This window comes from Spiroplasma turonicum (assembly GCF_001262715.1).
Classification (GTDB): domain Bacteria; phylum Bacillota_I; class Bacilli_A; order Mycoplasmatales; family Mycoplasmataceae; genus Spiroplasma_A; species Spiroplasma_A turonicum.
Map to the genome: position 1 here is coordinate 632,233 of NZ_CP012328.1, position 16,717 is coordinate 648,949.

Sequence of the window (16,717 nt, forward strand, 5' to 3'; positions counted from 1 at the left end):
TATAAATTTTATAATATTCTAATAAAAGACATTAATAAAAAAAGTTAATTATTTAAAATAATTAACTTTTAATACTTCACTATTTTTAAAGAAAATTTTATTCAATATCTTTTGTTCAACTAAATGTTCTTGATACAGCTACATTTCATCCTTTAATAAGTTTATTTGCATCTTTTTCTGATATACTTTGTTCAAGCTTAAAGTCAACATCATAATTTTGTTTAATTTCTTCAATATCTTTTCAATATTTTACTGCTAATCCAGCAAGATATGCAGCACCCATTGCTGTTGTTTCAATATTTGTAGGTTTTAAAACATTAGTTCTACTTATATCAGATTGAAATTGCATCATAAATTTGTTATTAGACGCACCTCCATCAACTTTTAATAAAGATATATCTTTCTTTAAATCTTTTTGCATTGCACTTATAACATCATTTGCTTGATATGCAATGGATTCAAGAGTTGCTCTAACAATATGTTCTCTTTTTGTACCTCTATCAAGACCAAATATAGCACCACGAGAATAAGAATCTCAATAAGGTGAACCAAGACCAGTAAATGATGGAACTACATAAACTCTTCTATCATCATTTACTTGTCCAGCATATCATTCTGTTTCAATAGCATTATATACAATTCTCAAATTATCTCTTAATCATTGAATAGCTGCTCCAGCAATCATAACAGAACCTTCTAAAGCATATGTTATTTTTCCATTGTATGATGCTGCAATAGTTGTTAATAATCCGTGTGAAGATTCAACTTTTTCTTCACCTGTATTCATCAATATAAAACAACCTGTTCCATAAGTGATTTTAACTTCTCCTGGATTTAAACATAATTGTCCAAATAATGCACTTTGTTGGTCACCTATTGATGAACAAATTGGTATTCTTGTTGTATCGTTTTTTGAAATAAGACCTGGAAACGTTTTACCATATTCTTCAGAACAAGATTTAATTTCAGGTAATATACTTTTAGGTATGTTAAATAATTGTAATAATTCTTCATCTCAATCGTTATTATGAATATTATATAATAAAGTTCTTTGAGCATTTGTGTGATCTGTTACAAAAACCTCTCCACCAGTCAATCTATATATTAATCAAGTATTAATAGTTCCAAACATCAATTTGTTTTCATTTGCAAGTCCTCTTGCGTTATGAACATTATCTAAAATTCATTTTATTTTTGTTGCAGAGAAATAAGGATTTATTATTAATCCAGTTTTTTTTCTGACTAAATCATATTGTTCTTGAGTCATTTCTTCACAATATTTTGCAGTTCTTTGATCTTGTCAAACAATTGCGTTGTAAATTGGTAAACCAGTTTCTTTATTTCAAACTACAACTGTTTCTCTTTGATTGGTTATTCCAATTGCAGATATTTGTTTTGAGTTTATTTCAGATTTATTTAAAACCTGAACTAATGTTGAACGTTGAGTATTTCAAATTTCAATAGCATCTTGTTCAACTCATCCTTCCTTAGGGTAATGTTGTGCGAATTCAGTTTGGTCTACTGCAACTATTTCTCCTTTTTTGTTTGTTATAAGACTTCTAGCACTTGTTGTACCTTCATCTAATGTTAATATATATTTTTCCATAATACTCCTTTTTTTTATATAATAGGTATAATTGACTTTTCAATTGGATTATAATTTTTGTTCATTTCCATTTCACCAATTGCATTTTTAACTAATTCAATAACATAATCAGCAATAGCTGGTGCACTTGCAATTGCTGGAGATTTCATTCCAGCAACATTAATAAAACAACAATCAGAATGAGAAGGCTTAATTCAAAAATCATCAGTCGTAGATTCTATTGGTCTGCTTCCAGAATAAGTCATTGATGTTTTATCTATATTCAAACTAGGTACTAGTTTTTTACCTATTTTACCAATCTCATCAAATTTATTTTTAGTAACTAATCTTGTTTCTTCTTTTGAAACATTTTCTTCAGATGTTGGACCAACCATTATATGACCGTCTAACATAGGTGCGACAATTACACCTTTACCATGAATTGTAGGTACCATAAATATAACTGAATTTACAATCCCCCTTTCAGTTTTCTCTAAAATTCTATATTCGCCCCTTCTTGTAGTGAGTTTAAAATCATCATGTCCTGCCATTGAACTAATTACATCAGCATAGTGACCAGCAGCGTTAATTATAACTTTAGACTTAAATTCTTCTATTTTTGAAGTTTTTATAATAAATTCTTCATCATTTTTAGTAATTTCAATAACTTTAGAGTTTAGTTTTAAGTTAACTCCATTTTTTATTGAATTTCTAATAAGTGTTTTAGTTAATTCAACACTATCAACTGCAATAGAAGAATTGCAAACTAAAGCCGCAATTACTTCTTGAGATAAATTTGGTTCTCGATCAAGTATTTCTTTATGATTTAATAATTCTAATTCATCTATACTTAAACCGTTTTCTAAACCTCTTTTATATAACATTTTTAAATCTTCAAACTCAGTTTCATTAAAAGCTACTACTGTTGAATTAATTCTTAAATAAGGAAACTCCATTTCATTAATTCAATCCTCATATCTTTTTTTTCCTAGTATATTTAATTTAGCATTTAGCTTTCCTGGAGTTGGATCAAAACCACCATGTACTAAACCTGAATTACCTGCTGTAGTTTCCATAGCGACCCTTGCATTTGCTTCTAATAATAAAATTTTTTTATTATATTTAGATAATTCTCTTGCTATAGAAGCACCAATAATGCCAGCACCAATAATGCAAATATCATAGTTATTCATTTAACCACCATTTTCTAATACTTAATAATAGTAATTTTTATTAAATTCTATTAAATTTTATGAAGAAACTTTCTTCTGTACATTTGTACAAATTGATTATAGTTTAAAAAAAATAAATGGAATATTTTTTATCTTTTTTGTTATATTTAGAAATAAATTTTATATTATGTTTTTAGTTTCACACTAAAAGGTTGATTAGTTATATTTATTAAAGTAGTATCACTATGTATGAATAATTATATTCATATAAAGTTTTCGAATTTAATAAGGAGGTATTAATGGAAAACTGATTTACACACTTTGGTACAGAATTGCTAGGTACTTTCATTTTAATTATTTTAGGTAATGGTATTGTAGCAAATGTAGTTTTAAAAAATACTAAGGGTAATAATGCAGGGTGATTATCAATAACAATTGGATGATCATTTGCTGTTATTATTGGAGCAACTATAGCTAGTGCTTTAAAAGGAGCTGCTCATCTTAATCCTGCTGTTACAATTGCTTTTGTTGTGAATGGTTGAGAAAAAAATATTGGAAGCTTAGGCTTAATCCCTATTTTTATTATTGGACAATTAATTGGTGCAATATTAGCTCAAATAGTAATTGATATTTTTTACATTAAACATATTACTAACTCTATTTCAGACAATAAAAATAATAATGTTCTTGCTATGCATTCTACAGGTCCACAATATAGAAATATTTTTAGTAATTTTTTCTGTGAATTTTTTGCTACATTAATATTAGTTGTAGGTATATTTTCTTTAAGCAATTGATTTTCAAGTGCAACTTGAATGGGTCCAATATTTGTTGGTTTTATTGTCCTAGCAATTGGTCTATCATTAGGTGGAACAACTGGTTATGCGATAAATCCCTTTAGAGATTTATGTCCTAGAATTGTACATCAATTATTACCTTTAAAAGGAAAAAGTAATTCTGACTGATCTTATTCTTGAATTCCTGTTGTAGCTCCAATGCTTGCAGGGATAATGGGTGGTGCTTTATTTTTAATTTAAATTAAGATTTGCCAATAGTGACTATATGAATATAATTAAAAATATTTTAAGTTTATTAATTTTCTCAAAAGTTAATGTTAAGTAACTTAATTAAATATTTAACATAGAATATGTTCACCATTAAAGTTAAAAACAATTATTTTTTTAACTTTAATGGTGAATTTTTAATGAAAATAAAACCAGTACTTTTATACTGGTCTTCTTATCTTCCTATTTACTCATTTATTAACTATAGTTTTTTTAATGAAAGTAGTTTTATTTTAAAGTTATAATTTGAATTTTTTTGCTAAAAATTCTTATAAGTAATAACTTTTTAAAAGTTTTGTGTAGAAAAAAAATCCTATAAGAATAAATATTAATAAATGTTTATTTAATACTAAATTTAATATGTTTAATACAATTATTTTATATCTATATTATTTTTGAATTGTAGCTTGAATAGTTATTTCAGAATTACTTAATATTAATTTTGATGCAACTAATGGAACCATTCGATCATGAGAATACATGATATCAGAACCTGGCAATAACACAACACTATAATTGTCTTTTGACTTAGTTATTCTTGTATATTTAACAAATTCACTTTCAGAAACTTTTGTTCTGAAGTCTGCAGAAACTTTTGAGTATACTGCTTTTTTTAGTGATAAGTAATAATTATCACTACTCTCTGATGTTCCTTTATCTAAAGTAACATTATTTTCACCTTTTTTTATAAATGCTCTTTTATCTTCAACAAATGTTATATTAAATTTAACATTACGTTCAGCTTTAAATATACCATCTAATTGTGGAACTTCAGTAACAATAAATTCATTTTTACTTAATTCACATTTAGCTATTATATTCATTCCTGCAATGGCTAACTTACTTGAGAATGTTTCCAAAGCAGGGTTTTTAACACCAATTGCTTCCATAATTAATGAACCAAATCCAAATTTGTAATCATTATTAGTAATATAAGATTCTATGTTATTAACTGTATCATTATTTACATAAACTTTATCAATATTTCTATTTTTTAATAAACCAGAAAATAATATATCTTTATTAAAGGTTAAAGTTGTTGACCCTTTAATGTATTTTGAGTCATTAGTTGCAGTTATTATAACTGATCCCCCAATTCCTTTTTCACCTTTATTTAATTCAGAAATAGTAAAATCTTCACCTGATTTTAAGTTTAAACTATTCATTTGGTTTAAAGAAAATAAAATTGATTCTTCATTAATGTCATATTTATCATCTTCACCAAGATAAGATGCATTCACACTATCAAATACACCATCAGTTCTTACACCTGCTGGAATATTTTTATATTCTAAATTTTGTAAATCAATTTTTTCAGTTGGTTCTGGTGAAGCTTCTTCTTTATAAATTAAGTTAAAAGTAGATTCACCTGTAATTTTTGTACTTGTTTCAACTGCACTTACTTTTATAGATCCACCATTATCTAAAGTTGCAGAAATAAAATCCTTAAATATTATATCTGTGGTTTCTTTAACTTCTATTGATAAATATGATTTGATTTTATTTATTACAGCTTTTTTTGCAGCTGATTCATCATTAGATGTTGGTGATAACTTTAAGTCATTTCCTTTAATACTTGTTAATGATTTTTTTGTTACAGTACCTTTACTATCATCAGATTTATCACATGAAATAACTGCTGAAGATGACGTTGAAATTACTGATATTGAAGTTAAAATAATTAATAATTTTTTCATTTTTTGTTTACTCCTTATAAATGCATAAAAAAAATATATTAAAAAATATATATAAAACTATATATTTTTTATTTGAATTGGACTTTTAATAACATTCAGAAGGAGGACAAGTTCCCTTTTTGATATCCTTTTTAACATCGCTTTGTTCTTGATGCACTAACATTGATATTTCTTTTTGAAAAATGTAATATCTTAAAACAACCTCTTTATATACAATTTCACTATAAAAATAAATATTATGTATTTCTACATATTCATTAATAAAAGTAAACATTGAGTTAATATCTAAATATTCTTCTTCGATAATTTTGATATTTTTTTCTTTACAAATTATTTTTAATGAAATATATAAAGATAATAATGACAAGTTTAATAATAAAAATAAAGTTAGTAAAAATGAAATTACAATGAATTTATTAATATTAGAGTTGTAATTTAAATTTGAAAAAATTAAATATAATTTTAGAATTATTACTGGTGATGACAACAATAAATAATGTCTAAATAACTTTATATTTTTTGAAATTATATACTTAAAATCAAAATCTTTAAAATATATTACTTTGTATTCATTAATTAATTTAACCATTTTTGCAAAATAAGCTAAAATAATAGCACTAAATATTGTAATTGTAATTATAAATACTATGTTATTAAAAAAATTTATGTAACTGTCAAAATTAATAATATTTATTTTAATTGAAAAAAATACATTCAAATAATAAATTATTGAAAATGATAATAAAATTATTATAAATAATTTACCTTTAAAAGTATTTTTTTTCATATTCTTTCTTTCCTATTTAAAGAAATACTACATTATAAATATATTAATGTCAAATTTAGTATAAAAAAAACCAAGCTTTTATTATGCTTGGTTTAAATTTAAATATTAAACTAAAGAAATATTCTTTTTATAAATTATATCTTTTAATACATCTCCAACAACATTATGATCTTTATCAATAGTAAATGATAATTTATAAATATTTATTGTAAAAGATTGTTCGTTTTTCTTACCTTTCAAAGTTCCAACATGAATAGTAATGTTACTGTTTTCACCATCAGCTGTATTTGTTGTTTTTAAATCAGTTAATTCTTTGAATATTGAATCAAAATCACCAAATGTGCTTTTCCCTTCTTCATCACTACCTTTTGTGAAGTTAATTAAAGATCCTTCTAAAGTACCAAAATCTAAATCTTGATCACCCATTGCTGAACTATGTGTATCTGTGTACTCATAACCCAATTTGTTTTCAACAACACTTAATGGTAAAAAATCTTCTTTTTCATTTGTGAAAATAGTAGCATTTTCGAAGTTGGATAAGTAAGATACTACATCACTATCTTTTTTGTTGTCTTGATATGTAAGTTCTTTTGCATTATCTTTAGAACCACAAGATATAACATTTGAAGATACTGAAATTGATGTTCCTAGTAAACCAAATGAACATAATAAACTTAAAAATTTTTTCATGTATTTTCCTCCATAAATTTTAATAATATTATAACATATAAATATTAATAATTAGATTTGATATTATGTAAATTTTTAGTTTGTTTATAATAACTTCTTAATAATGTAAATGATGAATAAGCAATTACAAATACACTAAGTCATTTAAAGACGTCCGTAATAATATTTTTATCAACATGCAATAAAGTTATTAATATATAAAATACAAATATATAAGATATAATAACACCTGTTATTCCACCAATTGTCATGAATAATGAAGTTTTAGGCATATAATTATTTTTTTTATAAAAACGATATGAATTAATATGCATTGTTAAACCAGAACAACATGTCATTATTGGAAATACAACTAAGAAATTAATACCTAACAATGATATAACTGCCATTGCAGGTGCATATAATCCAATTCCAAAACTTATAAACATACCCAATATTATAAATGCTATACATCCAAGCATTAATTTTCATCAAACATCTGAAACCCCATCAGCAGTACCTGAAGGAAATACTTCAATACCTTTAACTGTTAAGAGCATTAATAGTGTTGTAATTGCCAAAACAATACCCATTATTAAAGAAATTAATTTTTTATTAATTTTATTAACAATTGTACTACCAATAATTGAACCAATAACTGCTGATAATACAAATGATAATAAAGTTATTATATCAACTTGGACACTAGTCATAAATAATATACCTGAAAAAAGATTCGGTATTGCCATTCCTATATTTAATGTTCCAGGTAATTTTTTATCATCTTTAATATATTTTGCTGCTTTTAATAATCCTGTATTTGTTGCAAATGAACCAACACCTAATGTATCAAAAAAACTTGCTGTAAATCCAATTGACGTACAAATTAATGAATTATTATAATAATCTAGTATTGTTTTTTTATATGAAAAAATAATCAAAAACAAGTATAAAGCTAACTCAAATAATATTAATGTTATTGATATACCCAAAGCTATTAGATCATGAGAATTTGATAAATCAATTTGATTTACAACAAAATAACTAACAAATAACCCAATAGACATCATAACAGGTATTATTATTATTGCCAATAATCTAATATTATTAATTTTTAATATTTTGATTTTTGTATTATTTTTTTTATTTTCATCATTAACATATTCATTGAAGCTAATTAATGATTTGTTTAATTCATCTTTTATTTTATTTTGAATATCTTGTTTATTAGTTTTATAATTATTTCTAATATCTACTAATTCTTCTTTATAAACTTTCTTATCTGCTTTATAATTTTTAGAGTTTTTAATTTTATTTTTCAATTTATTATTGTATTCATTTTTCATAGTTATTAATTCTTCATAACTATTAATATAAGAGTCTTTATAAGTTTTAAATCTTTTTAAAATCTCGCTTTCTTCCATATATTAAATTCCTTTATCTTTTTTTTATTATAACTCTACATAAAGAAAAAATTTTTTTAATTATTAAAATTAATTAATCACTATATAATAATCAATGATTTTTAAAGTTAGCAGTATTATTTATTAATAATTGTCTAAAGAAAAATTTTAAGTTGAAATTATTTTCCTAGTTTTAAAAAAATATAAATTTATTTTTAGTTATTAAAATTCAGTATGTAAATTATTAATATAAAAAAACAATAAATAGCTATTTATATTTTAAAAATTCTATAAAGCTAAGTTTATTGTTTTAAATATTTTAATTATAATTTTAAGCCTTAATTCTCTTTATATTTTAATTATAACTTTATATGTTTTAAAATATGATAATTAACTATTATTAACTGTTAATACATAAATTTAAATAAATTCTTTTTAGTATTTATTTGTATTAGAATTAGTGATGTTACTATTAATTCTATACAATGATAAATTTAACTAAAATCTTTATTCTAATTCTTCGTAATAAATAATAAAGACTTTTAATAATATTTTATATTGCAATGTCAAAATTTTAATTTCTTTTTTGATAAACCTTAATTATTTTTATTTTAATTAAACTAACTCTTTATTGCTCAGTTTATCTTTTTCTAACTAAAAAATAATTGATTATAAATAGGTTTAATTATCTTAAGTTTTAATTATTTAATTTTGTATAATAACAATCTAATTAATATCTTAGATATAAAATAATTTAGAATTACATTAAAAATATTTTTATAAAAAATCATTTTATAAAAATATTTTTCTAATTAGATATGTTTTTATTATTTTTTACTTAAAAATTTAATTCTATAATTTTTTAAAAGATGATAATAATTTTTGTACTTAGGTTTATAAGTATTAAATTAGCTAATATATTAAAGTAACCTTTATAAATTAATAATGGTTGTTTGTAATATTTTATTTTTAATATAATTATGCATAAAATTAATTACTTAAATTTCATAATTTAGGATCTCTATGAGAACTTATATCATTTCTTATATCATCTAAATTATTATAGAATGAATCTATATAAGCTTGTAATTCATCATATGATAATAAATAATCAACTAATTCTATATTGAAATAATTATAAGCACTAGTACCAAAAGCATAAGAAGAAGTTCTATAAGGTATGCTGTAACTAACTTGAAATTGTTTAGCAGGTGCAGAACCCATTAAAGGTAATAAGAAATAATCTTGATATAAAGTTTTAGCCTCTAATTCAGCAAATTTAGTATATCTTTCATAATTATTTTTATATAAATTAACATCAGCTTCTTGTAATTCATAACTATATTTATACCTTGACTCAAATAATTCTGATATTCCATTTTCATTTTCAACAACTAATTCATTATATTGATTTTTATTTTGCTCATTGTTTTTTAATTTTTCATATTCTTGTTTAGCATTATTTGACTTTAATATATCACTAGCAGAATTGAATTTAAATAATTTTTGTTGATTAATAACAAAATCAAAATCCCCATCTAGTTTTACAGTTGCTGAATATGTCATTGGGTCTTCATAATCAGGTCCTCAATTAAAGAAGCTTATATCTGAATAACCTCTATATAATCTTGCTGAAAATTCATTTTGAGTTGTTGGATATATAATTTCAATTTTTAATGGATTGTTTTCTATTTTATTAAAGTTTTCAATCATCTCAGTTGTATAAGCTCCACTAGTTGTTTTTAACTCAGGGTTATCAACAAAATTTAGAATTATTTTCCCACTATTGTTATTTTCTGATAACTTTGATTTTAATGTAACATCTTTTTCGATCAAATAAGTTTTTAAATTTAAAGCTTCTTTACTTTGTGATTTTATTAGTTGTTCACTATTATTTAAATTATCTTTACCATACTTTTTATTTCTAGTAAAATCAACACCATCTTTAAAGTCATCTATTGTTACTTTTTGTATTGATTCTTTTGATTCATCTGCATCTATATTTAATTTATTTAAGGCTTCTACTTCCATATCTAAGAATTTTTTTGAGTTAGATTCAGAATCTTTAGCTGATACAAAAGTTTGAGGAATATAAGTATTTCTTAACCTATTTGATAAACTTTCATCTGTATCATATATTCAAGAATCATATTTTGCTCTTTTATTTCTATCTAAATTTTCTGAAATAAATTTTCTTACTTCTTTATATTGTAATGCCCTTGATGCTTCTACTGCTCTTTTTTTTGTGTTTTCATCATTACTAAAATAATCTGTATTTAAAAAGTTAAAGAAATAAGATCAAGTTCTTATACCACCAGTATTATTTTGATATTCTACCATACCTGGTGTATGTTTAGGGTTTTGCATATCATTACCGATATATTTATCCCAACCTTCTTTATCATTAGGGCTAACAACAAAATCTGACAATGTATTAGACTCAAATAGTTCTCTTGTTGTTGATGTTGTAAAGCCTTTTATACCAATTGCTTTAATTCTATTTATTTTAACTTTATCTGCAAAGTGATAATTATTATTTTTATCAAGTAACATTAAAGACTCTTTTTCATATTCTGTTGGTAAAAATGGACCAGAATAATATCCTTTAGTATAATTATCATTTATTGAAGGATCTAATAAAACATCGTCATGTATTGGTGAAAATGCAGAATATGAAAGCAATGACTCAAAATAATTCATTGGTTTAACTAATTGATATGTTACAGTATTTAATGATTCATTAACTTTTAAACCGAAGTTTGAAGAGTTTCTATTTCACACTTCTTCAAAATCCGCCCCTTCAACTGATGCTTCAGAATAAATATCCTCTGCACCCTTTATGCTTGTTAATCACAAATTAACCACCTGAGAAGTATTGGCAGGATTTAAAACATATTTAGCAGTATTTAAAAAATCATTTACTGTAATATTCCTTATTAAATTACCTTGATAATCACTTCATGTTGCGTCATTTCTTAATGTATAAACTCATTCTGTAAAATTTTCATTATGTAATCCAACATATGGATATTCATTTGAATAATTACTTTGTGTTAAAAATAAATCACCATATAATCGTCCGTATTCATCTCCTGATAAAGCATTAGCATTAGTATTGGCTAATGTATAGCTATCAGATGCAGAACTATTTTTTGCAGTTACTCAATTTGTTACATCTGATAATAACATTTTATAAGTATTTTCCGGGTCGGCTTTTCCACAAGATACAGCAACAGAAAATGTTGCTACAAAGGGAATGCCTAGTAATAATGTTAATAATTTTTTCATATCTTCCTTTCTTAAAGTTTATTTATTCTTTATTTATATTTTTATATTTATTAATTTCACGTTCATTAAAATATACATAATGATTATTTCTGATTTCTATAAATTTAGGTAAATCAAATATATAATCATAATGTTCTTTTATTGGGTCATATACAAAAACGTCTTCAATAACCTTTTTAGGATTAGGTTGTGGTATAGACGATATTAATGACTTTGTGTAAGGATGTATTGGATTTTTAAATAATTCATCTGCTGGTGCTAGTTCTACTATAATACCATGGTAAATTACAGCTACTCTATCAGTAATATATCTAACAACACTTAAATCATGTGCAACAAATAAAAACGTAATATTTTGTTCTTTTTGAAATTTTTTAAATAAATTTAGTAATTGCGACCTAATAGAAACGTCTAATGCTGATATTGGTTCATCCGCTACAATAATTTTTGGGTTCATAATTAATGATCTTGCTATTCCAATTCTTTGTCTTTGACCACCTGAAAATTCATGAGGGTATCTTGATAAATGTTCTGGTAATAAACCAACTGACTTTATAACTTTGTTGATTAAGTAATTTTTTACATCTATATTTTTTATTTGTCTAATGTTTATTAACTTATTAATATTATTATCGTTATAATAATTTAAATATTCATATTTAACTTCATCAGATTTATATAATGATTTATAATTTTCAAGACCCTCACTAATTATTTGATAAACAGATTTTCTATCGTTTAAGGACGAACTTGGATCTTGAAAAATCATTTGTATATTTTTTCTATTTATTTTTCTTTCTTTTTTACTAGTTTTTGACAATAGATTTGACCTTTTTAATATTTCATTAGTAGAGGGCAATTCTAAAAACTCTATAAACTCAATTAAGTCATTATCAACTAATTGAATATGCATATTTTTTCATCTGTAATAATCGTGAATTAATTTTGAATCTTTTACAACATTTCTTTTTATAATGTTTTTAATATATCAAGCCTCCTTTCATAAATTATTTATAATTTGAAAATTATATTCTTTATTATCTTTTAAATACGTTTTAATTTTTCTTTCAAAATCAGTATCTTTTAATTTATTTAATAATTTTTTATAATATTCAATTTTATTATTTTCCTTTATAAAATTTAGTATTTTTATACATATATTGATTTTTATATTTGACCTTGATCAAAAATCTCTTAAATATTCTTTTAAAATATTTAACTCATTAACATTTTTATTTTTATCATTATTTAAATTTTTGAATCTTTTATTACATTCTTTATAAAAAAGCTTTCTAGATATGTAAACTTTTTTATAATACTCTTTTAATTTTTTATTTTTAATTGTTTTTGGAGATGTTAATAAAGTATTTTCATTTTGAATAACTTTTAAATTTTTAACTTGCTTAATTAAAATATCATTATTTGATATGATGAATTTTGTATTTTCAATAATTTTCTTTAAAAGATTATTTAGTTTATACTTATTATTGTTTTCTAAGCTTATATTTTTTATAATATTACTTATTCATAAAAATACTTTTTGAACAGTATTTTTTAAAACTAAATACGAGTTATTAACTTGTTCTTGTTTCAAAATAAGTGATTCTTCTAATTTTTTTGGAAAATCATTTACTTGTAAACTTATTCCTTTTACAAAAATCATTATTCTTTCAGAGTTTTCAATTATTTGATTAATAATATTAAGAGTATCAGTATATAAATTTTCTATAAACCTTAATTGATTAACATTTATAATTTCTTTAAGATTAAAAATTTCAAATGATTCATTAAATGAACTTTTTTTTATTTTAAATTGAATTTCAACTAATAGTTTTTTTACTTGTTTAATAATTGTGTACAATTTATTTTCAAAATAAGTTAATCTCTTTAATATATTTTTATTTAGTTTATATAAATTCTCATAATGACCGTTAATTAATTTATCATTTAGATAAACAGCACCATCATAAATTTCTTGAACACCAACAATTGACCTTGCAAGTGTTGTTTTACCACTTCCAGATTCACCAACTAATCCAAATATTTCACCTTCATTAATATCAATGTTAACATTTTTTACAGCATTAAATTTTTTACCTTTATTTCTAAAAACTATTGAAATATTACGTAATTTTAAAATTGTTTTATTATTCATAATATTAACCTACATATCTTCTATTTGAGTTTCCATATCATTTAATATTTCTGGTTTATTTGATTCAGGTGCTCTATCATCTAATAGTCAAGATTTAGCATAATGTGTATCTGTAACTTTAAACATTGGTGGTTCTAAAATCTTATCAATTTTTAATGCATAATCACTTCTTAAAGAAAAAGCATCCCCTTTTATAGTATTAAATAATGATGGTGGTGTTCCCTTTATAGAATATAGTTCTTCACCTTTTACACCTAATTGAGGTAAAGATGATAATAATGCTCAAGTATATGGATGTTTTGCTTCAAAAAAGATTTCATTAGTTATTCCATATTCTATAATTTGGCCAGCATACATTACAGCAACCCTATCAGCTAATTTTGCAACAACTCCTAAATCATGAGTTATAAATATAACTGTAAATCTATATTCTTTTTGCAAATCTTTTATTAGTTTAATTATTTGTGCTTGAATTGTAACATCTAATGCTGTTGTTGGTTCATCACATATAAGTATTTTTGGTTTTGCTGCTAACGCAATTGCAATAACAACACGTTGTCTCATACCACCAGAATATTGACCTGGTATATCTTTATATCTTTTTTCCGCATTAGGTATTCCTACTTTTTTAAGAAGCTCTATAGTTTTAATCTTAGCCTCTTTCTTTGAAAGACCTCTTTTTTTACGTAAGACTTCTGATATTTGATAACCAACAGATAATAAAGGATTTAAAGAAGTCATAGGATCTTGAAAAATTGTTGCTATTGTTTTTCCACGCATATCTTTAAATAATTTAATAGCTCTTAATTTTCTTAAAATAGATAATCTTTTATAATAGTTATATTTACTTAAAATTTCATTAAATAAATTTTTATCAAAATTATCATTATTTAGTAATTTTAATATTAGACTTTCAGCATTTCTTTCAGCACTAAAATTAAATTCTTTTGATGCTATAAATTTAAGATATGAATAAATAATATTTTTTGTTTTATCTTTTTCTATATTTTTAATTTTTTCTTTGTAATCAAAATAATTTTTTTCAAGATTGTCTAGATTAAAACTTTTAAAAATATTATTTAATTTATTTTCTATATATAATTTTTGGTTCTCTAAAAATTTTTTGTTTTTGTTTTTAAAGTATAGGTCTTTATAATATTTATATTGTAAATAAATCTTTATATCATTTAAAAAATCTTTATTATTAAAATTATTTTTTATTGTTTTGATATAATAAATAATTTTTCTTAACATATATAGATTTAATAATTTAAAACCTTTTATCTTAATAATATTCTTTTTTAAACTAAATAAGTTGTGATTTAAATCTTCATAGTAATTATTTTTAAATTTTTTATCTGTCATTAATTTATAATTTAAAAGATATGATTCTAACTTTTGTTCATACTTTGAAATTTTATGATTTTTTTTATTATTTTTTAAAAATAAGTTTTCATTTTTATTTAAAATTTCTACTTTGTTTTTATATTTTTTAATTTTACTATTAATCGTTTTGATATTTAAATTATTATTTTTAACAATTTTTTTTGTAATTATTTTCTTTTGTAATATTAAACTTTTAATTATACTTTTTTTTGTGTATTTATCCATTAACTCATTTTGCAAATCAGTTAAATTAATTCCTTCATCTAGATAATTTGAACACACATATTTAAAGTCATCAGATTTTTGTGGATAATAAATAATTTTGCCATCACTTATAAAACCATTATTATCTAACATTCCCATAAATGTATTTGTAATTACAGACTTTCCACTACCAGACTCACCAACAATTGCGATAATTTCATTATCATAAATATTGAAAGATACATTTCTTATTGCAGTTAAGAAACTTTGTCTTACATGAAATTTAACTTCCAAATTTTTAATTTCTAAAATCTTTTTATTCATATTTATTCCTATCTATGTAATTTAGGATCTAATGAATCTGATATAACTTTACCTACAACAAATATTAAAAAAGATAATCCACTAGTAAATAAAACTGGGAATATTAATAAATTAGGATAAGTTTTTCATAAACTAGATCACATTAGTGAATCATTTAAAATTGAGCCTAATGAACATTCATAAATAACATTATTTATAAATCCAAAATTATAATATGATAATGTTGAATCAAGAGCAATTGCACTTGGTATAGAGAATGATATAGTTTGAACAACAATTGGTAAAATTTTTGGTAATATATTTTCTTTCATAATTTTAAAGCCACTTGACCCTAATACCTTAGAAGCAATATTATATTCTGAATTTCTAATCAATATTGTTTGTACTCTAATAACTGATGAAATACCGATTCAACTTGTTATAGATATAGCTCCAATCAATATTGGCATAGTAGCTTTTCCACCAAATATAAATATTACTAGTAGTCATAAAATCAAAGAAGGAATCAATGATAAAAATCTTATAACTTCAATAAATAAAATATCTAATCTAGAGTAGAATCCTCAAATTAAGCCAATAATAATACCCAAGCATATTTCAATTGAAGAGATAGTTAAAGAAAATTGAAGTGTTTTACGTGTACCTATTCAAATTTTATTTCATAAATCTTCTCCCATTACACCTAGTCCAAATCAATGTTCATTAGATCAAGTTGCAGGAGTTTTATTAGGTCTATCTAATGGAACTGGCACTTCATTCCTTGCGATTGATAAACTTAATATTATGAAAATAATTAAAATTATAACTATTAACATAAATAACTTTTTTTTAACTAAGGTTTTAAAGACTGATTTTCAATAACTATATGGTTTTGAAGCAATGCTTTCAGTTTGATTATCTGATAATTTTTCATCATATTGAAAATATGATAAGTCAATATTGTTGTAATCTATATTATCTTTATAATATTTATATTTCATAAT

General features: G+C 22.8%; 11 protein-coding genes. 1 reads left to right on the top strand and 10 read right to left on the bottom strand.

Annotated features, from left to right (window positions below; all coding sequences use genetic code 4):
- Positions 1-97: 97 nt before the first annotated feature.
- Positions 98-1,606: a glycerol kinase GlpK gene (glpK, locus tag STURON_RS02875; protein WP_075048381.1), complete on the bottom strand. Its 1,509-nt coding sequence runs from the start codon at positions 1,604-1,606 to the stop codon at positions 98-100.
- A gap of 14 nt (positions 1,607-1,620) precedes the next feature.
- Positions 1,621-2,778: a type 2 glycerol-3-phosphate oxidase gene (glpO, locus tag STURON_RS02880; RefSeq protein ID WP_075048382.1), complete on the bottom strand. Its 1,158-nt coding sequence runs from the start codon at positions 2,776-2,778 to the stop codon at positions 1,621-1,623.
- Between the two features lie 278 nt (positions 2,779-3,056).
- On the opposite strand from glpO, the gene STURON_RS02885 reads away from it, so the two are divergent.
- A complete protein-coding gene (locus STURON_RS02885) occupies positions 3,057-3,794 on the top strand; it encodes an MIP/aquaporin family protein (protein WP_075048383.1) in 738 nt (245 codons plus the stop codon).
- A 416-nt stretch (positions 3,795-4,210) separates the two neighbouring features.
- Here STURON_RS02885 and STURON_RS02890 read toward each other — a convergent pair whose 3' ends face one another.
- The 8 genes from STURON_RS02890 to oppC all read right to left on the bottom strand — a co-directional run bounded on the left by STURON_RS02890 (position 4,211) and on the right by oppC (position 16,714).
- Positions 4,211-5,518 (bottom strand): lipoprotein, encoded by a 1,308-nt coding sequence (locus STURON_RS02890; RefSeq protein WP_075048384.1) that lies wholly within the window; start codon positions 5,516-5,518, stop codon positions 4,211-4,213.
- 85 nt (positions 5,519-5,603) lie between these two features.
- Positions 5,604-6,305, bottom strand: a complete 702-nt coding sequence (locus STURON_RS02895; protein WP_075048385.1) for a hypothetical protein — start codon at positions 6,303-6,305, stop codon at positions 5,604-5,606.
- A 105-nt stretch (positions 6,306-6,410) separates the two neighbouring features.
- Entirely contained in the window at positions 6,411-6,995 is a 585-nt protein-coding gene (locus tag STURON_RS02900) for a hypothetical protein (protein ID WP_075048386.1), read from the bottom strand.
- Between the two features lie 44 nt (positions 6,996-7,039).
- Positions 7,040-8,398 (bottom strand): sulfite exporter TauE/SafE family protein, encoded by a 1,359-nt coding sequence (locus STURON_RS02905; protein WP_075048387.1) that lies wholly within the window; start codon positions 8,396-8,398, stop codon positions 7,040-7,042.
- Positions 8,399-9,367: 969 nt separating this feature from the next.
- Positions 9,368-11,665 carry an ABC transporter substrate-binding protein gene (locus STURON_RS02910; protein WP_075048388.1) on the bottom strand — a complete coding sequence of 766 codons (2,298 nt, stop codon included), beginning with the start codon at positions 11,663-11,665 and terminating at the stop codon, positions 9,368-9,370.
- Positions 11,666-11,687: 22 nt separating this feature from the next.
- Entirely contained in the window at positions 11,688-13,820 is a 2,133-nt protein-coding gene (locus STURON_RS02915; protein ID WP_075048389.1) for an ATP-binding cassette domain-containing protein, read from the bottom strand.
- A 9-nt stretch (positions 13,821-13,829) separates the two neighbouring features.
- Positions 13,830-15,734, bottom strand: a complete 1,905-nt coding sequence (locus STURON_RS05995; protein ID WP_075048390.1) for an oligopeptide/dipeptide ABC transporter ATP-binding protein — start codon at positions 15,732-15,734, stop codon at positions 13,830-13,832.
- 8 nt (positions 15,735-15,742) lie between these two features.
- Entirely contained in the window at positions 15,743-16,714 is a 972-nt protein-coding gene (oppC, locus tag STURON_RS02925) for an oligopeptide ABC transporter permease OppC (protein ID WP_075048391.1), read from the bottom strand.
- Positions 16,715-16,717: the final 3 nt, after the last annotated feature.